10 protein-coding genes and 2 pseudogenes are annotated in these 21,810 nt (G+C 69.6%); 5 read left to right on the forward strand and 7 right to left on the reverse strand.

The annotated features are described in order from the left end of the window. Positions 1 to 15: 15 nt before the first annotated feature. Positions 16 to 5,403, reverse strand: a complete 5,388-nt coding sequence (gene pulA, locus ACQCO7_RS11845; RefSeq protein WP_464071785.1) for a pullulanase-type alpha-1,6-glucosidase — start codon at positions 5,401 to 5,403, stop codon at positions 16 to 18. 206 nt (positions 5,404 to 5,609) lie between these two features. Here pulA and ACQCO7_RS11850 point away from each other — a divergent pair, with 206 nt between their 5' ends. Further along, a complete protein-coding gene (locus ACQCO7_RS11850; protein ID WP_464071786.1) occupies positions 5,610 to 7,679 on the forward strand; it encodes a carbohydrate-binding module family 20 domain-containing protein in 2,070 nt (689 codons plus the stop codon). 67 nt (positions 7,680 to 7,746) lie between these two features. Here the strand turns inward: ACQCO7_RS11850 and ACQCO7_RS11855 are convergent, their stop codons facing one another. The 4 genes from ACQCO7_RS11855 to ACQCO7_RS11870 all read right to left on the reverse strand — a co-directional run bounded on the left by ACQCO7_RS11855 (position 7,747) and on the right by ACQCO7_RS11870 (position 12,926). Further along, positions 7,747 to 9,402, reverse strand: coding sequence for a glycoside hydrolase family 13 protein (locus tag ACQCO7_RS11855; protein ID WP_464071787.1), 1,656 nt, complete (start codon positions 9,400 to 9,402; stop codon positions 7,747 to 7,749). Positions 9,403 to 9,581: 179 nt separating this feature from the next. Then, a complete protein-coding gene (locus ACQCO7_RS11860; RefSeq protein WP_464071788.1) occupies positions 9,582 to 10,445 on the reverse strand; it encodes a sugar ABC transporter permease in 864 nt (287 codons plus the stop codon). A 16-nt stretch (positions 10,446 to 10,461) separates the two neighbouring features. Then, positions 10,462 to 11,463, reverse strand: coding sequence for a carbohydrate ABC transporter permease (locus ACQCO7_RS11865; RefSeq protein ID WP_464071789.1), 1,002 nt, complete (start codon positions 11,461 to 11,463; stop codon positions 10,462 to 10,464). A 194-nt stretch (positions 11,464 to 11,657) separates the two neighbouring features. Continuing rightward, entirely contained in the window at positions 11,658 to 12,926 is a 1,269-nt protein-coding gene (locus ACQCO7_RS11870; protein ID WP_464071790.1) for an extracellular solute-binding protein, read from the reverse strand. Positions 12,927 to 13,248: 322 nt separating this feature from the next. Between ACQCO7_RS11870 and ACQCO7_RS11875 the strand changes: the two genes are divergently transcribed. Beyond that, positions 13,249 to 14,286: a LacI family DNA-binding transcriptional regulator gene (locus ACQCO7_RS11875; RefSeq protein WP_010351982.1), complete on the forward strand. Its 1,038-nt coding sequence runs from the start codon at positions 13,249 to 13,251 to the stop codon at positions 14,284 to 14,286. Between the two features lie 99 nt (positions 14,287 to 14,385). Then, positions 14,386 to 15,187 (forward strand): annotated as a pseudogene (locus tag ACQCO7_RS11880) (phosphatase PAP2 family protein); the annotation flags it as partial. A 676-nt stretch (positions 15,188 to 15,863) separates the two neighbouring features. Here ACQCO7_RS11880 and ACQCO7_RS11885 read toward each other — a convergent pair. After that, complete coding sequence (locus ACQCO7_RS11885) at positions 15,864 to 16,742, reverse strand: LysR family transcriptional regulator (RefSeq protein ID WP_464077199.1); 879 nt, start codon at positions 16,740 to 16,742, stop codon at positions 15,864 to 15,866. Positions 16,743 to 16,847: 105 nt separating this feature from the next. Between ACQCO7_RS11885 and ACQCO7_RS11890 the strand changes: the two are divergent. After that, a pseudogene (locus tag ACQCO7_RS11890) lies at positions 16,848 to 17,648 on the forward strand (DMT family transporter); the annotation flags it as partial. A 43-nt stretch (positions 17,649 to 17,691) separates the two neighbouring features. Here the strand turns inward: ACQCO7_RS11890 and ACQCO7_RS11895 are convergent. Then, the gene (locus ACQCO7_RS11895) at positions 17,692 to 20,682 is read right to left on the reverse strand and encodes a bifunctional [glutamine synthetase] adenylyltransferase/[glutamine synthetase]-adenylyl-L-tyrosine phosphorylase (protein WP_464071791.1); all 2,991 of its coding nucleotides are present in this window, start codon (positions 20,680 to 20,682) and stop codon (positions 17,692 to 17,694) included. 237 nt (positions 20,683 to 20,919) lie between these two features. Here ACQCO7_RS11895 and ACQCO7_RS11900 point away from each other — a divergent pair, with 237 nt between their 5' ends. Beyond that, complete coding sequence (locus tag ACQCO7_RS11900; protein ID WP_464071792.1) at positions 20,920 to 21,810, forward strand: alkaline phosphatase family protein; 891 nt, start codon at positions 20,920 to 20,922, stop codon at positions 21,808 to 21,810.

The raw sequence follows: 21,810 nt of genomic DNA on the forward strand, positions 1-21,810 counted from the left end.
CAACGTACTGTCAGATCAGGCCGTTCGGGAGAAAACCGCCACCGTGCGCCCCGGAACGGCGAACGTGCCCGAATTCCGCTCGTAGCGCGCCCCCTTCACGGTAGGGTCCGCCCCCGCGCGTTGCACAGGGTGCAACTGATAATCGGTGCCCGCGAGTTGGGTCACCGTCTGGTCCTGGGCGGTGGGTGTCGCGTTGAGGACGACGACCAGGTCACCGAGGCGCATGGTGATCACGCCGGGGGTCTCGGCGGTGCCCGACAGGGGGAACGACAGGACGGTCTGAACCTGCGCCGTCGTACGGAGCGAGAACGCCTTGTCGGTCGTACGGATCCTCAGCAGATCGCGGTACGCGGCCGAGGTGGCCCGGATCTGGGGGCAGTTGACCTTGACGCTGCTCAACAGGGGCCTGGCGTAGGGCCACTTGTCGGTGTTGTCGGCGGCGGGCGGCAGGCCCCGGCCGAAGCCGTTGCCGTCGGCGCAGTTCCAGTGGATCGCGTTGAACCAGTCGCCGCTGTCGTAGGAGTTGCGGTCCAGGGACTTGGAGCGCAGGAGGTCGCTGCCGGCCTGGGAGAGGGCGGGGCCCTGGGAGAGGAGGGCCGTGGCCAGCGCGAGGACCTGCATGCGGGCGCGGTCGTCGGCGCTCGTGCGGGCGGGGAGTTTGAAGGCGAGGGCGTCGAACAGGGACTCGTTGTCGTGGGCGTCGGCGTAGGCGAGGGCGTCGCCGGGGTTCGCCGCGTACCCCGCCGGTTGGCCGTTGTAGTCGACCTGGGCGCCGGTGACCTCGTGGCCGTTCGTGTCGGTGAAGCGGTAGTCGGCGAGGTTGCCGGTCAGGCCGACCTTGATGAGGTCCTGGTAGTGCAGGAGGCGGGCCTTCTGCTCGGCCGTGGTGCCGTTGGCGGTCGAGGAGTTGGGGTCGGTGTAGAGGCCGGAGGCGAAGCCCTGGACGCCGGGGTCGGCGTCGAAGGGGCCGCCGCCGCGTACGGCGTCACGGGCGCGGTCGGAGAAGGTGGCGATGCCGGTGCCCGCCATGTTCTTCTGCGTGGCCTGGACGAAACGGGCGTCGTCGGCGACCTCGCCGAAGTTCCAGCCCTCGCCGTAGAGGATGATCCTCTTGCCGTCCACCCCGTCCCTCTGGAGAGTGAGGGCGTCGAGGGCCTTGCGTACGGCGAGGATGTTGGCCTTGGGGTGGTGGCCCATCAGGTCGAAGCGGAAGCCGTCGACCTTGTACTCCTTGGCCCAGGTGACGACCGAGTCGACGACCAGCTTCCCCATCATCGCGTTCTCGGTCGCCGTGTCGGCGCAGCAGGTGCTGTCGGCGACGCTGCCGTCGGCCATCAGCCTCTGGTAGTACCCGGGTACGACCTTGTCGAGCACGCTGGTGTCGGCCTGACCGGCTGCCGCCGTGTGGTTGTAGACGACGTCCATCACGACCCGTAGCCCGTCGTCGTTGAGCGCCTTCACCATCCGGCGGAACTCCGTCGTACGGGTTACGCCGTCCGGGTCAGAGGCGTACGAGCCCTCGGGGACCGTGTAGTGGTACGGGTCGTAGCCCCAGTTGTAGCCGTCCTTCGCGGCGATCTTCGCCACGCACTCCTGCTGCTTCTCGGAGTCGGCGGGCAGGGCGGCGAGGTCGCAGTCCGTCGTGGCCTGGTCGGCGCGCTTCTCGGGGATGGTGGCGATGTCGAACGCGGGGAGCAGGTGGACGTAGTTGGCGCCGGACTTCGCCAACTCCCGCAGGTGCTTGGCGCCGTCGCTGTTCCTGTCGGTGAACGCCAGGTACTGGCCGGGGTGTCGGGAGGTGCGGTCGGCGATCGAGAAGTCCCGGATGTGGAGTTCCTGGATCTCGGCGTCGTTGATGGGGGTGGCCTTGGGCTTGGTGTAGGTCGTCCAGCCGCTGGGAGCGAGGGACTTGTCGTCGAGGTCGGCGATCAGGCTGCGCTCGGAGTCGGCGGTGAGGGCTACGGAGTAGGGGTCGGTGACACGGTTGGTGACGATCTCGCGGACGGTGGGGGCCCAGACCTTGACGATGTAGCGGTAGGGCTTGTTCCTCCAGCTCTTCGTGCCGGTGACCGACCAGACGCCGGTGGTGTCGTTCCGCTTCATGGGGACCGTCCTGCCGTCGAGGTCCAGGGCGACGGACTGGGCGGTGGGGGCCCAGACGGCGAGGGTGGGGCGGTTGTCGGTGAAGGTCGGGCCGAGCTTGGTCCTGGTGGCGTCGTAGAGGTCGTCGAGGGCGCCCGCGATCTGAACGCCGGTCGCGGTGAGCACGGCACCGTTCGACGCCCGCTGGGAGGCGACCAGTTGGCCGCGCAGGGCGTCGCGGACCCGGTCCCGGTCGCGGGGGTCGATCGTCCAGGCCGGGTAGTCCTTGAGGTGGGGGTACTTGGCCTTCTGGGCGTCGGTGAGGGTGGTCTTCGTGAGGCGGAGCCAGCGTTCGTCGTCACTGGTCAGGGTGGAGTTGTCGACCTTGATCGAGCCGTCGTGGGAGTACAGGAGCTGGGTGGAGGCGGCGGCCTCGCTGCCGTTCCAGGCGAGGGTGTTCCGGTCGATCCAGATCGCCTTGGAGGTGGTCAGGTCGAGGGCGGCGGCGCTTCCGGCGGGCTGTGGGAGGAGGTACTTCTCCTGGCCGTTCAAGAGCCACACCTCGTGTCCGTTGGCGGTGAGGTCGAGGGACTGGTCCGTGGGGAGGTCTTTGTCGTCGCCCTTGTGGAGGATGTAACTCAGGCTGGTGGCGCCGGGGTTGAGGGGTACCTCGTATACGGCGCCGTACGCGTCGACGCTCTTCGGCTTCAGTGGGGCCGACCAGTCGGTGGGGGTCGCCGCGCCCGTCCAGACGTGCAGGCCCCAGCCGTCGTAGGCGCCTCCCCCAGAGCCGAAAGCCTGGGAGGTGCCCCCAGCGCGGTGGTAGTGGAGGATCGCCTTCGTCTTGTCCTGGGCGGGGTAGTCGGGGCGGTCGGTGCGGACGTCGGGCTTGCCCTGGTCGATCCAGACCTCGCCGGTCTTCGTGACGTCGATCGTGCGGTCGGTGGCGACGTCCTTGGTGCCGTCCTTGTCGATGACCAGGAAGGAGACGGTGGAGGCGCCGGGCTTCACCTTGACGTAGGCGAAGGCTCCGTAGGCGTCGCGGCCGGTGAAGGGGTGGCTCGCGGGCCAGGTCGTGGACTCGCCGTCGGCCAGGTCGCCCCAGGCGTACAGGCCCCAGTCGGCGTAGTCGCCGTCGGGGCGGTTGTAGTGGACGATCGCGTAGTCGCGGGAGGACGCGGTGGGGGGCTGTTCGACAGGCGGGGTGCCGGTGGTCGTGGACGCGGTCGCCGAGGCTCTGCGGCCCGCCGAATCGACGGCGACCGCCTTGTAGCGGACGGGGGTTCCGGGCTTCGCCGTGATCGTCTGGGTGACCTGGTAGGGGGCGTGGTCGGCCGAACCCAGGGTCTGCCAGGGGGCGTTGCCGGTCTGGGCGGCGAAGATCACGCGGTTGAGCTGTCCGCCGGTGACGTCGGCGGTGAGATCGACGGTGCCTGCGGCTCCGGCGGGCGGTGCGGTGAGGGTGATCTTCGGGGGCGTCGTCGGCTTGGCGAGGTCACCCTTGAGTACTACCGCCTTACCCGGCGGGACCGTGAGGGTGACGCGGGCGGCTGCGTCGGAGCGGGCCGTGGTCGTAGTCCCGTAGATGCCCCGGTAGCTCATACCTGAGGACGAGGTCGCGAAGGTCGCCGTCTTCGGTTCGGTCGCGTTGTTGAGGGCGACGACGTACTCGGTGTGCCGGTCGCTGCGGGTGAACGCGTAGACGCCGCTGCCCTGCGCCGCGTACCGCTCTGTCTGTACGCCGTCCGCGAGGGCCGGGTTGGCCTTGCGGAGGCGGGAGAGGCCGGCGATCTGGCGGTAGAGGGGGGCCTGGGGGTCGTAGGCGTCGCTCGCGTGGGTGCGGGTCGTGCCGATCTGGTCGTCGTCGAGGTAGTCGGGGGTGCGGGAGGCGAACATCGACTGGCGGGCGTCCTTGTCGCCGCCCGCGCCGGTGAAGCCCTGCTCGTCGCCGTAGTAGACCACCGGGTTGCCCCGGCCGAGGAACATCAGTTCGTTGGCGAACTCGTCTTTTGCGAGGAGTTCGGCGTCGGTGGCCTTCGGGTTGTCCTGCTCGATGAAGGTGCCGATGCGGCCCATGTCGTGGTTGCCGAGGAAGGTGACCTGTTCGTAGGCGTTCGCCTTGTCGGTCGTGTACTTGTGGTCGGCGCCGAAAACTTGTGCAAGGGCTTGCGCGCTGCCGCCCTGGGAGGCGTACCGGCGGGCCGCGTCCTGGAAGGGGAAGTCCAGCGTCGCGTCCAGGCGGCCCTGGGTGACGTACGGGGACGTGATGTCCGTGTCCGCCGAGTAGACCTCTCCGAACATGAAGAAGTCGTCCCGGCCGTGCTTGGCCGCGTAGGCGTCGAGGGCGGTCGCCCACTGCGTCCAGAACTCCATGTTCACGTGCTTCACGGTGTCGATCCGGAAGCCGTCGATGTCGAAGTCCCTGACCCAGCGTTCGTAGATCTTCTCCATGCCGGTGACGACCTCGGGGCGCTCGGTCCACAGGTCGTCGAGGCCGGAGAAGTCGCCGTAGGTGGTGGACTCTCCGGCGTAGGTGGAGTCGCCGCGATTGTGGTACATCGTCGGGTCGTTGAGCCAGGACGGGACCTTGGTGGTGCTCGCGGTCTTCGGGGCGGCCTTCGGGGTTCGTGGGAAGGAGTCCGTGTCGACCGCCGGGAACTTCCGTTTGCCGTCGGCGTATTGGGCGTCGTCGAAGGGGTGGCCGTCCTTCGTCAGGTACGGGAAGGCGCCCTTGGAGAGGTAGTTGTAGGACTGGGGGTCGTAGTCGACGACGTCGGCGGTGTGGTTGGTGATGACGTCGAAGAAGACCTTCATGCCCTTGGCGTGTGCCTTGGAGATGAGGGTTTCGAGGTCCTGGTTGGTGCCGAAGTGCGGGTCGACCTGGGTGAAGTCGGTGATCCAGTAACCGTGGTAGCCGGCCGAGGCGTTGGCGCCGGTCCCCTGCACGGGCTGGTTCTTGAAGATCGGCGCCAGCCAGATCGCCGTGGTCCCCAACCCCTTGATGTAGTCGAGGCGTTGGGTGAGGCCCTTGAGGTCGCCGCCCTGGTAGAAGCCCTTGTCGGTGGGGTCGTACCCGGTGCTGAGCCGTGAACCGGTGAGCCCGCCACGGTCGTTGGCGGTGTCGCCGTTGGCGAAACGGTCCGGGAGGACGAAGTAGAACTGCTCCCGCGTCGCGTCGTGCCGGGCGGGCTCGGCGGCGAGTTTCGCGTCCGAGGGCGGCGGAGGCGGGGCGGCGGCGTGCGCGGCGACAGGTGGGGTGAGCGCGGCGGCGAGTGCGGCGACTGCGACGGCGGCGATCCGCCGGGGCCATCTCGGTGTCACGGGCGGGAACTCCTAGCGATTGCCTGGCGGTTACGGCGGTTACTGCGGGTCCGACCCCGCGTGACCGTATCGCTCACGCAAGGTTTACAGCAAGACGCTTGCAACAGACAGAAAGAATTTGCATCCAGCGCCTTGACGTGCCCGCCACAACTGCCCCACGCTCACGAATTGTTGAACTGTGATCCCTCATGTTCCGGAGCCGCAACATGATCCGACACCACCCCCCGGGTGTCCTCCCCCGCGCCCTGCGCCTCACCGCCGCGAGCGCTCTCGCTCTCGCCGGTGTCGTCGCTCTCCCCGCCTCCTCCGCCCACGCCGACACCACCAGGAAAGGCGACGTCATCGCCAACCTGTGGGAGTGGAACTGGGACTCCGTCGCCTCCGAGTGCACCAATGTGCTCGGCCCCGCCGGGTACGGCGCCGTGCAGGTGGCGCCGCCTTCCGAGTCGCTCAAGCAGGCGTCGTCCTACTGGTGGGACGTCTACCAGCCGTACTCGTACAGCCTCAACAGCCGGTTCGGTACGGCCGCGAAGTTCCAGGCGATGATCAACGCCTGTCATACCGCAGGGGTAAAGGTGTACACCGACGCGGTCATCAACCACACGGCCGCGCAGACCGGCACGGGGTACAACGGGACGACTCTCACCAACAAGTACGACACCCCTGAGTGGGACCGCGCCGACTACCACGACTCGTCGAGCTGTCCCACCTCCGACCTCACCATCCAGGACTACGGCAACCTCACCCAGGTGCAGAACTGCGAACTCCTGGGCCTGCCCGACCTGAAGACCGGCACGGACCACGTCCGCACCGGCATCGCGAACTTCCTGAACTCCCAACTCGCCCTCGGCGTCGACGGTTTCCGGGTGGACGCGGCGAAGCACATCCCCGAGGCCGACCTCGCGGCGATCGAGTCGAAGCTGACCGACACGAAGGCGGGAACCGACCCGTACGTCTTCCAGGAGGTGTACCCGGGTACGACTCCCCAGCCGGCCGACTACTACGCCTCCGGCGACGTCCTCGACTTCACGTACGCGAGCAAGCTGAAGTCGGCGTTCCAGGGGAACGTCAGCGACCTGGCGTCACTGTCCTCGTCCGGCATCCTGCCCGCCGACAACTCCGTGTCGTTCGTGACGAACCACGACACCGAGCGCAACGGGCTGCACCTGTCGTACAAGGACGGCGACGCCTACCGGCTCGCGAACCTCTTCCAGCTCGGCTACAAGTGGTCGACGCCGACGGTGTACGCGGGCTGGCAGTTCACGCAGAGCGACCAGGCGCCGCCGAACTCGGGCGGGTTCGTGACCGACACGGACTGCGCCAACGGCTGGTACTGCCTGAACCGCGACACCGCCGTCATCGGCATGGTGTCCTGGCACAACGCCACCGACTCGGCCGCGGTCTCCGACTGGCAGACCAAGTCGTCGTCCGTGATCGGCTTCGGCCGCAGCGGCGCCGGGTTCTTCGCGCTCAACAACGGTTCCTCGGCGGCGACCTACACGTTCGCGACGGGGATGGCCGACGGGACGTACAAGAACGTCATCGACGGCGGGGCCGGCACGGTCACCGTCTCGGGCGGCAACGCGAGCCTGACGATCCCGGCGAAGAACGCGGTCGCGTTCTACAACGCGTCGTACACGTGCCCGATCAGCTCCTGCACCGGCGGGGGCGGCGGCGGTTCGACGACTGTGAACGCGACCTTCAACGAGTACGCGCCCACGTCCTCCGGGACCAACGTCTACGTCGTCGGTTCCCTTGCGGCGCTGGGGAGTTGGGACACGTCCAAGGCCGTCGCCCTCTCGTCGGGCGGTTACCCGGTCTGGTCGGGCACGGTGTCCGTCCCGGCGAGCACGTCCTTCGAGTACAAGTACCTCAAGAAGAACTCCTCCGGCGCGGTCACCTGGGAGTCCAACGCCAACAGGACGGGCACGGCCGGGACTTCGGCGCTCACCCTGAACAACTCGTGGAACGTGGCGGACGCGAACGCGACGGACGTGACGTTCAACGAGACGGCGACGACGGCGTCCGGGACGAACGTGTACGTCGTCGGTTCCCTTGCCTCGCTGGGGAGTTGGAACACGGCGGACGCGATCCCGCTCTCCTCGGCCGCCTACCCGACCTGGTCGAAGAGGGTGATCGTCCCGAAGAGCACCGCCTTCGAGTACAAGTACCTGAAGAAGGACGCCTCGGGGACGGTGACGTGGGAGTCGGGCACCAACAGGTCGTACACGACCGGGAGTTCGAGCGGCTATACGACCAGTGACACCTGGAAGTAACGCCCGGCAAGCGGTTGCGCAACAAGGGACCGGCCCTCGGAAGGGGGCCGGTCCTTCGCCGCGCCCGTCAGCTCGCCGTGAACCACACCGTCGTGTCCGCCGGAACGGTCACCCCGTCGAACTCTCCGCTGGCGAGCAGCACCCGCCCGTACTCGGGAACGCTCACCGCGTCCCCCGTGGTGTTGGCGAACGCCACGAACTCCCCCCGCCTGAAGGCGAGTACGCCCTCGGGCGACGGCAGCCACTCGACGGACTCCCCCGCCCCGAGGCCGGCGTGCTCGCGCCGGACGGCCAGCGCGGACCGGTACAGCTCCAGCGTCGACCCGGCCACCCCGGTCTGCGCCTCGACGCTCAGCTCGCCCCAACTCGCGGGCTGCGGAAGCCAGCTGCCGCCCGCACCGAAGCCGTACGACCCGCCCTCCCGGCTCCACGGGATCGGCACCCGGCAGCCGTCGCGGAAGCCGTCCTGGCCGGCGCCCCGGAAGTAGGCGGGGTCCTGGCGGACCTCGTCGGGCAGGTCGACGACGTCGGGCAGGCCCAGCTCCTCGCCCTGGTAGATATAGGCGGAGCCGGGCAGGGCCAGCATGAGGAGCGTGGCCGCGCGGGCGCGGCGCAGGCCGAGTTCACGGTCCCCGGCGAGGCGGATCTGGGTGCCGAGGCCGGGCGCGTTGGCGAAGCGGGTGGCGTGGCGGGTGACGTCGTGGTTGGAGAGGACCCACGTCGCCGGGGCGCCGACGGGACGCATCGACTCCAGCGTGAGGTCGATGACCTCGCGGAGCTTCCCGGCGTCCCAATCGGTGGCCAGGTACTGGAAGTTGAATGCCTGGTGGAGTTCGTCGGGGCGGACGTAGTTGGCCGTGCGCTCGACGGTCGGGGTCCATGCCTCGGCGACGAAGATGCGTTCCCCCGCGTACTCGTCGAGGACCTTGCGCCAGGCCCGGTAGATGTCGTGGACGCCGTCCTGGTCGAAGAACGGCATGACATCGTTGCCCAGCAGCTTGACCTGATCGCTGCCCCCGATGTCGGGGAGTCCGGCGGCCTTGACCATGCCGTGGGCGACGTCGATACGGAAGCCGTCGACGCCCATGTCGAGCCAGAAGCGCAGGATGGAGCGGAACTCGTCGCCGACGGCGGGGTGTTCCCAGTTGAAGTCGGGCTGCTCGGGCGCGAAGAGGTGGAGGTACCACTCGCCGTCCGGGAGCCGGGTCCAGGCGGGCCCGCCGAAGATGGACTCCCAGTCGTTGGGCGGGAGTTCACCGTCCGCGCCCTTGCCGGGCCGGAAGTGGTAGCGCTCCCGCAGCGGCGAGCCCGGGCCCTCCTCGACGGCCCGCTTGAACCACTCGTGCTGGTCGGAGGAGTGGTTGGGGACGAGGTCGACGATGACCCTGAGGCCGAGTCCGTGCGCGTCGCGGATCAGCGCGTCGGCGTCGAGGAGGGTGCCGAACATGGGGTCGACGGCACGGTAGTCGGCGACGTCGTAGCCGGCGTCGGCCTGCGGGGAGGCGTAGAAGGGGCTGAGCCACACGGCGTCCACGCCCAGCTCGCGCAGGTACGGGAGGCGGGTGCGTACGCCGGCCAGGTCGCCCATGCCGTCGCCGTTGCCGTCGGCGAAGCTGCGCGGATAGACCTGATAGATCACGGCCTCCCGCCACCAGTCGGGGCGGCTCGCCTCGACGGTGACGGTGACCTGGGCCTGGTCGGCTGCGGAGTGCTGCTGGCTCATGGCGTCCTTGTGCTGGTCGATCGGGCGGAGAGGTCGTCGTACGGAGAAGGGACGGCCGTAGGGGTCGGCGGGGTCGGACGGACCCCTACGGCCGCCGCCCCGCTCGTGACCATGGGTATCAACAACCGGCAGGCCACGGGCGGGAGTTTCGGGAAAAGCGCGGGAATTGTCGCTGCGGATCAGCCCTTTGTACCGCCCGCGGTGAGGCCGGTGACCAGGTTCTTCTGGACGAGATAGAAAAACGCGGAAACCGGTATCGCGATGAGTACGGCGGTGGCGGCCATCAGGTTGCGCTGGGCGTCGTGTTCGCTGACGAAGCTCTGGAGGCCGACGGCGAGCGTGTACTTCTTGTCGTCGAGCATGAACGTCGTCGCGAAGGCGACCTCGCCGAACGCGGTGATGAAGCTGTAGAAAGCGGCTACTGCGAGGCCCGGGCGGGCGAGCGGGAGGATCAGCCGGGCGAAGGTGCCGAAGGGGCTGAGTCCGTCGACGCGTCCCGCCTCGTCGATCTCGAAGGGGATGGTGTCGAAGTAGCCCTTGAGCAGCCATGCCGAGTACGGGACGGCGGTGGTGCAGTAGACGAGGATCAGGCCGAGGTAGGTGTCGATGAGCTGGAGGTCGGCGAGGATCTGGTACATCGGCACCATGAGGACGGCGACCGGGAACATCTGGGTGAGCAGCAGCAGCCACATGAACTTGCGGTAGCCGGGGAAGCGCATGCGGGAGACGGCGTACCCGGTGGTGGCGGCGACGAAGACGCCCAGGAAGGTCGTGCCGAGGGAGACGATCAGCGAGCTCTTCAGCCAGTCGAGGAAACTGGTGTGCTGGAGGACGAAGCCGTAGTTGTCGAAGGTCATCTTCGACCAGATGCGGCCGGGGTGGAGGTAGTCGTCCTTGTCGGGGCCGAGCGACAGGAACACCAGCCAGGCGACCGGGAAGAGGGCGATCAGGCTCGCCAGGACCAGGATGCCGTGCGAGGCGAGGGAGGCCGGCAGGCCGCTTCGGCCGCGCCGCCGGACGGGGGTGCTTGCAGCGGTGGTCACGGGGTAACTCCCTTCGCTAGAGCGCGACTTGCGGGTCGTTGCGGTTCAGCCAGCGCCGGTAGAACGAGGTGAACACGACGAGGATGCCGAGCAGCAGGATTCCGTACGCGGCCGACTGGGCGAAGTCGCGCGGCTGCTGTCCGAAGCCGAGGTAGTAGGCCCAGGTGACGAGGATCTGCGCGTCGGGCGCGGTGTTGCCGAACAGCAGGAAGATGACGGCGAACTGGTTGAACGTCCAGATGATGCCGAGCAGGACGACGGTGGAGGAGACCGAGCGCAGGCCGGGCAGGGTGACGTACCGGAAGCGCTGCCAGGGGCTCGCGCCGTCCATCTCGGCGGCCTCGTAGAGGGAGCTGTCGATGGACTGGAGGCCGCCGAGGAGCGAGATCATCATGAAGGGGACGCCGCACCAGGTGTTGACCATGATGGCGGCGAACCGCTGCCAGAAGGTGTCCTCCAGCCACTGCGGCTGCGGCAGATGCAGGGCGTCCAGGGCGGAGTTGATGATGCCGCTGTCCGCGAGCATGAAGCGCCAGCCGAAGACGGTGACGAACGTCGGGACCGCCCAGGGCAGGACGAGCAGGAGGCGGTAGAGGGTGCGTCCGCGGCGCTCCTGGTTGAGGAGCAGGGCGAGGGCGAGGCCGATCGTGTAGTGCAGGGCGACGCAGAGCGCGGTCCAGACGATCGTCCAGATGAAGTGGGACCAGAAGCGGTCGTAGGCGGTGTCGCCCCACAGGATGTCGGCGTAGTTGTCGAAGCCGATGAACTGGTAGGTGGCGTCGATGTGGTTGGCGCCGATCGTGCGCGCGGTGTTGAGGCTGTCGGCGTCGGTGAGGGTGAGGTAGAAGCCGTAGACCAGGGGGTAGACGACGAGGACGCCCAGGACGACCGCGACGGGGGCGATCATGGCGTACGCGTACCAGTACCGGTCGTAGCCTCGCTTCAGACGCCTGCCCAGCCCCGGCTTCGGTTCGCCGGGCCGTTTACGGCCGGTCGCTCGGTCGATGGCGACTGTCATTTCGACACCTTCTGACGGTTCAACGGGGGGTACTACGACCACGGGGGTACGGCGGGCCGTCCGCCTCGGGAGGTACGCCGGGCAGGGTCACTCTCGGGAGCTACGGCGGGTCGTCCCTCTCTGGAGTTACGGCAGACCGGTGGCCGCCGGATTCCTCCCCCGTGTCTCGCGGGAATCCGGCGGCCACGCGGGGCTCACTTGCTGAAGTCGGGGACCAGCTTGGCGATGGCCGTCTCGGCGGCTCCGAGGCCGGAGTCGAGGGACTCCTTGCCGCCCGCGATCTTGGGCAGTTCGGTGTCGAGGGGGCCCCACAGGGAGCTGTACTCGGGCAGCGCGGGCCGGGGCTGCGCGGCGGCGAGGACCGTCTGGTAGCCGGCGATGCCGGGGTCGGCCTTGACCTCGGCGGTGTACGCGTCGTCCCGCGTCGGCAGCGTCGAGTTCTTCAGCGCGATGGTGGCCTGCGACGTGGCGGACGTCATGAAGTCGACGAACTTCAGCGCGGCCTTCTGGTGGGCCTTGTCGGAGCCCGCGTACACGGAGAGGTTGTGGCCGCCGGTCGGCGCGCCCGCCTTGCCGGTGGACCCCGCCGGGACGGTGGCGATGCCGAGGTTGGCCTTGTCCTTGAACGCGGCGCCCTGGTAGAAGTTCGTGATCTCCCACGGCCCCTGGATGATCGCGGCGACCTTGCCGTTGACGAACGCGTCCTGGATATGGGCGTACGCGTCGGCGGTGGTGTCGGCCTTGTGCAGGCCCTTGCCGTCGAAGAGGGAGAGCCAGGTGCCGTACGCCTTCTTCGCGGGCGCCGAGTCGACGGTGATCTTCTTGGCGGAGGCGTCGACGGTGTCGGTGCCCTCGCCGTACAGGAAGCTCTGCGCGTAGTACGCCTGGGTGGAACCCCAGTAACCGTCCACGCCCGTCTTGTCCTTGACGGTCGCCGCGGTGGCCTTCAGCTCGTCCCAGGTCTTGGGCGCGGCGACGCCGGCCTTGGCGAAGAGGGCCTTGTTGTAGACGAGCGCGAGGGTGTCGGTGACCAGCGGGACGCCGTACGTCTTGCCGTCGTACTTGGCCTGTTCGATCAGGTTGGGCTTGAACTTCGCCTGGTCCGCGAGGGCTTCGGTGCCGTCGAGCGGCAGGAAGAAGCCCTTCTTGGCGAACGCGGGGGTCCAGCCGACCTCGGAGCGCAGCACGTCCGGCGCGCCGGAGGCACCGGCTGCGGTGTCGAACTTGTTCTGCGCCTGGTCGAAGGGGACGTTGACATACTTGACCTTGACGTCCTTGTGCGCGGCCTCGAACTGCTTGATCAGCGCCTGGTACGTGGGCGCCTCGTTCGTGGCGTTGGAGGTGTCCCACCAGGTGATGGTGGTCGGCCCCGAATTGTCGCTGCCGCTGTCGTCCCCGCCGCACGCCGTCGCCGTCAGGGCGACGGACGCCACCAGCGCGGTGGCCGCTATGCCACGCCGCATGAGTCTCTCCTTGGGTCGAAGCCCGTGCCTGCCGGGCGTCAGGGAACGTAACAAGGCCGTAAGCGTTACGAAAGTACTTGCAGCAAAAAAATGCAAGGAACCGTCGATGTTATCTGCGCGTGACCTGGGGAGGATCTCTGTGAGACCCTTGTTTCCAGGGGTCGGGCGGGCAGTTCCGCGGTATGAAAGACTCTGCAAGCTCTTGCTGACACTTTCCCGAAGGGGCCCGATGACACAGCAACCGGGGCGCGGGCGGCCCGTAGGCCGTCCCCGTCGCCCGAGCGGTGCGCGAGCGGACACCTGGCCGGTACAGTCCACCCCTGTGACCACACGGCTGGCCGATATCGCCGCGCAGGCGGGGGTGAGCGAAGCGACGGTCAGCCGGGTCCTCAACGGGAAGCCGGGCGTCGCCGCCACCACCCGCGAGTCCGTCCTCGCCGCGCTCGACGTCCTCGGCTACGAGCGGCCGGTACGGCTGCGGCAGCGCAGCGCGGGTCTGGTCGGCCTCATCACTCCCGAGCTGGAGAACCCGATCTTCCCGGCGCTGGCCCAGGTCATCGGGCAGGCCCTCACCCGCCAGGGGTACACCCCCGTACTGGCGACGCAGACGCCGGGCGGCTCCACCGAGGACGAGCTGACGGAGATGCTCGTCGACCGGGGCGTGGCCGGGATCATCTACGTCTCGGGGCTGCACGCGGACACCACGGCCGACATGCAGCGCTACGAGCAACTCCGGGCGCAGGGCGTGCCGTTCGTGCTCGTGGACGGGTTCTCGCCCAAGGTGCAGGCGCCGTTCATCTCGCCGGACGACCGGGCCGCGATGACCCTCGCGGTCAGCCACCTCACCTCGCTGGGGCACACCCGGATCGGGCTCGCCCTCGGGCCCAAGCGGTTCGTGCCGGTGCAGCGGAAGATCGAGGGGTTCGTGCGGGCCATGCATGAGACCTTGGGACTACCCGCGCAGACCGTCGAGACCGACCTCGTCCAGCACTCCCTGTACACGCTGGAGGGCGGACAGGCGGCGGCGACCTCGCTCATCGAGCGGTCCTGTACGGCCGTGGTGTGCGCCAGCGACATGATGGCGCTCGGCGCGATCCGGGCCGCCCGGCAGCTCGGTCTGACCGTCCCCGGGGACGTCTCCGTGGTCGGGTTCGACGACTCCGTGCTGATCGCGTTCACCGATCCGCCGCTGACCACGATCCGCAAGCCGGTCCCGGCGATGGGGCAGGCCGCGGTGCGTACCCTCCTGGAGGAGATCGGCGGCACCCCCGCGCCGCACAGCGAGTTCGTGTTCATGCCGGAACTCGTCGTACGCGGGTCTACCGCATCGGTACCGGGGGACCGTACGACTCGTCCCTGAGGTGGAGCCCGACCCCGTACGCACGCGGTAGGACGTGCGGGTCCGACCAGCCCGGGGGATGATCGGGGGGACAGCTCTTTTCTGGCAGACTTCATGTCTATGGGTGACGTAACCGTGACATCTTCGGACGGCCGGGACCCGGCCGTTCCCGTCTCCGTCACGGCCAAGTCCCGACGTGTGCACAGCCCCCGGCGACCGCGCCTCTGGTTCGAGATCCTGCTGATCGCGGTGAGTTACTGGACGTACTCGCTGATCCGCAACGCGGTCCCGGAGCAGAAGTCGGAGGCGCTGCGCAACGCCGACTGGATCTGGCGGATGGAGCACCACCTCGGCATCGCCGTCGAGGAGTCGGTCAACCACGCCGTGGATTCGGTGACTTGGCTGATCGTGGGCATGAACTACTACTACGCGACCCTGCACTTCGTCGTCACGCTCGGGGTGCTGGTCTGGCTCTACCGCAGCCATCCCGGCCGGTACGCGGCCACGCGGCTCGTCCTCTTCGCGACCACCGCCGTAGCTCTCGTGGGGTACTACTTCTACCCCCTCGCCCCGCCCCGGCTCATGAACGGCGGCGACTTCATCGACACGGTCGTCGTGCACGAGACCTGGGGGTCGATGGCCTCCGGCGACCTCAAGAACATGTCCAACCAGTACGCCGCGATGCCGTCCATGCACATCGGGTGGTCGCTGTGGTGCGGACTGACGATCTTCTTCCTGGCCCGGCTGCCGTGGGTGCGCGTCCTGGGGCTCCTCTACCCGACAGCGACCCTGATCGTGATCGTCTCGACGGCGAACCACTTCTGGCTGGACGCGGTGGGCGGCATCCTGTGCCTGGCCTTCGGGTTCTTCGTGGCGTGGGCGGTGTACGGGACGTCGCCGTACCGCTTGCCGCAGACGGTTGCGGCGGGGGTCCCGGCGTGGGATGCGCTGAAGGGGGCTGTGGCGAGGCTCTCGGGGAGGCCGGGGTCCGGGGCCGGGGAGGCGTCCGGTGAGGGGACCAGGTCCGTGACGGAGGCTGCGGCCCAGAACGGCGACGGCGCGAAGCCGGCCCGAAGCGGCGAGGGCCCGACGGTGTCCCGGTACGGGAGCCCGGCAGCGGCGCGGCCCAAGGGTTCGACCGAGGCCCGGAACGGAAGCCCGGCAGCAGCCCAATCCGCGAGCTCCGCAGCAGCCCAAGGCGAGAACCCGGCAGCGGCCCAGCCCGGAAGCCCTACGGCAGCCCAGCCCAAGAGTCCGGCCGGGGCCCAGGGCGAAGGGTCGGCGGCGGCTCGGATCTGAGCGTCCGCCGCGCCCCCGCCCGGCAGGGGCCGAGAGCCTGTGTCACCTCCCCGGTCGATCAGCGCACGTCGCCCGATGCCCCCCAAGCTCTGGCGAGCGGGGCCCCCAGATCGCGAGGCGCCGGAGCGCCCGCGATGGGTGTGCCCCCTGGTCGAGCGAAGCCGAGAGCTTGGGAGAGCGCGTGCCAGGCGGCGGGCGCCCGGCCGGGGATGTGACACCGGCTCTGAGGCTCGACAGCGCGCCGGCATCGGCACCCGCCCCGCGCCCGAGCCCCGCACGGCAGCTCAGCGCCGGCGCGCCTACCGCTCCCGCCTGGGCTCGGCGGCCCGCCGGAGTGCCTGTACGAACGTCCGCAGCGCCGGTGTCGTCGACGCCCCCTCCCGTACGCCGACGCAGATCCGGCGGGCGGCCGGGGTCCCCGCCAGGGGGCGTACGGCGATGTCGTCCCGGGCCGCGCCGAGGCCCAGGCGGGGGATCAGGGCGATGCCGAGGCCCGCGGCGACGAAGCCCTGCGCGGTGACGTAGTCCTCGCTGTCGACCACGAACTCAGGCCGGAACCCGGCGTCGGCGAACGCGGTGAGCTGGGCGTCGAGGCAGGGGCCCGGCCACTCGCTGCCGACCCACGGTTCACCGGCGAGCGAGGCCAGCTCGACGGCGTCCAGCTCCGCCGCCGGGTGTCCTGCGGGCAGGACGACGACGTACGGATCGTCCAGCAGCGGCAGCACGCGCACGCCCTCGCACTGCTCCTCCCCCACGACGAGTACGGCGTCGGCGTGGCCGTCGCGGACCGCCGCGAGGTGGTGGGTGATGTCGGTGAGTCTCAACTCGACGCGTACGCCGGGGTGTTCGCGGCGGACGTCCGCGACGGCGGGGGCGACGAGGTAGGCGCCGGCCGTCGCGAAGTACCGCACCGAGAGGCGTCCCGTGCGGCCCGCGAGGAGGTCGGCGAGCGCTGCCTCGGCCAAGTCGAGCTGCCTCGCGACGAGTTCGGCGTGCTCGCTGAGCAACACGCCTGCCGCCGTGGGCCGTACGCCTCTGCCGACCCGCTCCAGCAGTGCCGTACCGGCCTCCTTCTCCAGCGCGGCGATCTGCTGGCTGACGGCGGAGGGGGTGTAGTCGAGGGCGCGCGCGGCGGCGGTGACGGAGCCGCTGTGCACGACCGCGCGGAGGATCTGCATGCGCCGGACGTCCATCATGCAGTTCAGCTTAAGGGTTCGTGCTAGATCTTTCACTTGTCCTGACAGGTCGGGGCGGCGACTGTTGTGGGCATGCCTACCTTCCGTATGGCGGCCCTGGCTCTGCTGTGGGGGTCGGCCTTCCTCTGGATCAAGCTCGCGCTCGACCACGGGCTCACGCCGGTACAGATCACCGTCGGGCGGTGCGCGCTGGGAGCGGCCGTGCTGCTGGCACTCGCGTGGCGGGCGGGGCAGCGGTTGCCGCGAACGCGGCGGGTGTGGGGGCATCTGGTGGTCGCCGCGCTGTTCTGCAACGCGGTGCCGTTCGCGTTGTTCAGCCTCGGTCAGCGGACGGTGGACTCGGGGACGGCGGGGGTGATGAACGCGACAACTCCCTTGTGGTCGCTGGTGATCGGCCTGCTGCTGGGGAGCGCGGAGAGACGTCGGGTGTCGGGGCTGGTGCTCGGTTTCGGCGGGGTGCTGCTGGTCTTCGCGCCCTGGCAGAGCGGGGCCCTGTTGAGCTGGGACGCACTGTTCCTGCTGGGAGCGGGGGCCAGTTACGCGGTCGCTTTCGCCTACATGGCACGCACGCTCACGCCCAACGACGCCCCGCTCGCCGTCTCCGCCGCTCAACTCCTCACGGCGACCGCGTGGAGCGGGCTCGCGGTGCCGTTCGCGGGACCCGTGAAGGCCGACGTGACAGGGTTGTCGGCGCTGCTGGCACTGGGCGTGCTGGCGACGGGCGTGACCTTCTACCTCAACTATCAGATGATCGCCGAGGAGGGGCCGACCAGTGCGGCGACGGTCGGCTATCTGCTCCCGGTGGTGTCCCTGACGCTGGGCGCGCTGCTGCTCGACGAGCCTTTGACACCGAGGGTGTTGGCGGGGATGGTCGTGATCCTGGCCGGGGTGGCGCTGACCCGGAGGCGTACCGACAGAGCGCCGGGGCCGGCTATCCCCCGTAGAACAGCTCCTCGACAACTCCCCTCGCCCGCCGCGTGGTTCGCCGGTAGGCGTCCAGCATGTCCCCCACATGACCGGCCGCGTACCCCAAGTACCGCCCCACAGCGGCGAGTTCCCTAGCCTCGGTGGGGAACGTGTCGGCGGCCCGCCCCCGCACCAGCATCACGGCGTTGCGCACCCGGGACGCCAACACCCAAGCCTCGTCGAGGATTTCGGCCTCCTCCGTGCCGAGCAGGCCGGCGGCACGCGCTGCCGCGAGGGCCTCGCGCGTGCGGGTCGTCCGGAGGCCCGGCTCGGCCCAGCCGTGCCGCATCTGGATGAGCTGTACGGTCCACTCGACGTCGGAGAGCCCGCCGGGCCCGAGTTTGGCGTGGAGTTTGGGGTCGGCGCCGCGCGGCAGCCGCTCGGACTCCATGCGGGCCTTGAGGCGCCGGATCTCGCGCACGGCGTCGTCGCCGAGCCCTTCGGCGGGGTAGCGCAGGGGGTCGATGAGGTCGATGAACCTGCGCCCCAACTCCTCGTCACCGGCGACGGGTTCGGCCCGCAGCAGGGCCTGCGACTCCCAGACCAGTGACCAGCGGCGGTAGTACGCCTCGTACGACTTGAACGTCCGGACCAGCGGCCCCGACTTGCCCTCGGGCCTCAGGTCGGCGTCGATCAGCAACGGCGGGTCGGCGCTGGGCACTTGGAGGAGCCGGCGCATCTCGGAGACGACCCGGTTGGCGGCCTCGGACGCCTCGCGCTCGTCGACTCCCTCGCGGGGTTCGTGGACGAAGAGCACGTCGGCGTCGGAGCCGTAGCCGAGTTCGTGCCCGCCGAACCGGCCCATGCCGATGACGGCGAACCTGGTCGGCAGGGTGTCGCCCCACCCGTCCCGCACGACCGAGCGCAGGGTCCCGGCGAGGGTCGCGGCGGTGAGGTCGGAGACGGCGGCGCCGACCCGGTCGACCAGGGCGCCCTGGTCGGCCTCGGCGGGCTTGGTCTCGGTGCCGTAGGTGTCGACGATGTCGGCGGCGGACGTACGGAACAGTTCGCGGCGCCGGACGCCTCGTGCGGCGCGGATCCCGGCCTCGCCGCTCTCGGCGCGGCCGACGGCGGCCAGTACCTCCTGCTCCAACTGGGCCCGCCCGCGCGGCTCCAGGTCGTCGCCGTCGCCGAGGAGGGCGACCGCTTCGGGGGCGCGCATGAGGAGGTCGGGGGCGAGGCGTCCGGCGGACAGGACGCGGGCGAGGTTCTCGGCGGCGGCGCCCTCGTCCCGGAGCAGGCGCAGATACCAAGGGGTCTTGCCGAGCGCGTCGGAGACCTTGCGGAAGTTGAGGAGTCCGGCGTCCGGGTCGGCGGAGTCGGCGAACCAGCCCAACAGGACGGGCAGCAGCGTCCGTTGGATGGCGGCCTTGCGGGAGACGCCGGACGCCAGCGCCTCCAGGTGCCTGAGCGCCGCCGCCGGGTCGGCGTAGCCGAGGGCCACCATCCGCTCGCGGGCCGCCTCGGGGCTCAACCTGGCCTCGCCGGGGCCGAGTTGGGCGTACGCGTCGAGCAACGGCCGGTAGAACAGCTTCTCGTGCAGGCGCCGGACCACTCCGGAGTGACGCTTCCACTCCTGGTTCAGCTCGGTGACCGGCTCGGACCGCATCCCGAGCGAGCGCCCCAACCGCCGCTGATCCTCCTCGGCTTCGGGGACGAGGTGCGTACGGCGCAGACGGTAGAGCTGGATGCGGTGCTCCATGGAGCGCAGGAACCGGTACGCCTCGTCGAGCTGTACGGCGTCGGCGCGGCCGATGTAGCCGCCCTCGGCGAGCGCCCGCAGCGCGTCCAGCGTCGTGCCGCTGCGCAGTGACGCGTCCGCCCTGCCGTGCACCAACTGGAGCATCTGCACGGCGAATTCGACGTCCCTGAGGCCGCCGGGGCCGAGTTTCAGTTCGCGTTCGACCTCGGCGGCGGGGATGTTCTCGACGACGCGGCGGCGCATCTTCTGGACGTCGGTGACGAAGTTGTCGCGCTCGGACGCCTGCCACACCATCGGGGCGAGCGCCTCGACGTACTGCCGTCCGAGGCCGAGGTCGCCGGCGACCGGGCGGGCCTTGAGGAGGGCCTGGAACTCCCAGGTCTTCGCCCAGCGCTGGTAGTAGGCGAGGTGGCTGCTGAGGGTGCGGACGAGGGGGCCGTTGCGGCCCTCGGGGCGGAGGTTGGCGTCGACCGGCCAGATCGTGCCCTCGACGGTCGTCTCGGAGCAGATCCGCATCATGTGCGAGGCGAGTTTGGTGGCCGAGCGCAGGGCCTTGCCCTCGTCGGCGCCCTCGGCCGCCTCGCCGACGAAGATGACGTCCACGTCCGAGACGTAATTGAGCTCGTGGCCGCCGCACTTGCCCATCGCGACGACCGCGAGGCGGCAGGCCTCGGCGTCGCCGGGGGCGGCGTCGCAGGCGATGGCGAGGGCCGCGCGCAAGGTCGCTGTCGCGAGGTCGGCGAGTTCGGCGGCGGTCTCGGTGATGTCGGTCGTGCCGCAGACGTCCCGGGCGGCGATCGACAGGAGGCAGCGGCGGTAGGCGACGCGCAGAGAGACGGGGTCGGTGGCCTCCGCGAGGCCGCGCTCGAACTCCTCCACCCCGGGGTGGAGATCCCGGGGTTCGTACGTGACCAGGGCCTCCCAGTCGCGGGGGTGGCGGGCGAGGTGGTCGGCCAGTGCGGCGGAGGCGCCGAGCACTCCGAGGAGGCGGTCGCGCAGGGGCTTGGCCGCTATCACCGTGTCCAGCAGCTCGCGGCGGGCGGTGGGACCGGGCTGCGACTCCAGGAGCCGTACGAGGCCCTGGAGGGCGAGGTCGGGGTCGGCGGTGGCGCCGAGGGCTTCGAGGAGGACCGGGTCGTTGCGGACACCGGCGAGTTCGGCGCCGTCCAGGAGGCGTTCGGCGGCGGAGGGGTCGGTGAACCCGTGCCGCAGCAGACGGGAGAACGTACTGCTCCTGCGCCCCAGCCCCGTCATGCCCGGCCTCCTCCGTCTGATCAAGGTCGTACGACTTCGAGACTAACCCTCAAGGGGGAGAGGAGCCCCGGTCCGGAGGCCGCGTCTCACAGGGCGGAGGGCGTGCCATCAGTTCACTCGCTCTTCATCCGGCTGGACGGGTGATGTCGCCAGGGAGCATTCTGGCGTGTACATGATCTGCCCGCACTGTCATGCCAGCTCCGTACCTCTCCCGTACTCCCCCCACCGGAGGATGATGTGTCCGGCAGTACCCTCTTGCGCCGCACCCGTACCACCATGGCCGCCTCCGCCGCCCTCGCCGCCGCCTCGTTCGGCCTGTGGACCGGCATCGGGGCCGGCGGCTCCGCGCACGCCGCCGGCGCCGTACCGAGCCCGGATCACGTGGTCGTCGTGGTCTTCGAGAACCACGCCTACAGCCAGGTCATCGGCTCCTCCAGCGCGCCGTACCTCAACTCGCTGAAGACCGGCGGCGCCAACCTGTCGCAGTCGTTCGGCGAGACCCACCCGAGCCAGCCCAACTACTTCGCCCTGTTCTCGGGTTCGACGCAGGGCGTCACCGACGACAGCTGCTACTCCCCCGGTTTCTCCTCCGCGCCGAACCTCGCCTCCGAGGTCATCGCGGCGGGCGGTACCTGGGCGAGCTACAACGAGACGCTGCCGAGCCAGGGTTCGACGACGTGCAGCAGCGGCAATTACGCGCGCAAGCACAACCCGTGGTTCGGGTTCAGCAACGTACCGACCTCCACCGCGAAGACGTTCGCGCAGTTCCCGACGGACTTCACGACGCTGCCGGACGTCTCCTTCGTCGTCCCGAACCTGTGCAGCGACATGCACGACTGCTCGGTGTCGACCGGTGACACCTGGCTGAAGAACAACCTGGGCGCGTACGCGACCTGGGCCAAGACCCACAACAGCCTGCTCGTCGTCACCTTCGACGAGGACAACCGCCTCTCCGGCAACCGCATCCCGACGGTGCTGTACGGCCAGCCGGTCACCCCGGGGTCGTCCTCCTCCACCACGTACAACCACTACGACCTGCTGCGTACGATCGAGGACACCCAAGGTATCGACACCCACGCCGGCAACGCGGCCGACGCCGAGGACATCACCGGGATCTGGGCGTCCTGA

The organism is Streptomyces saintjeani, assembly GCF_055409605.1.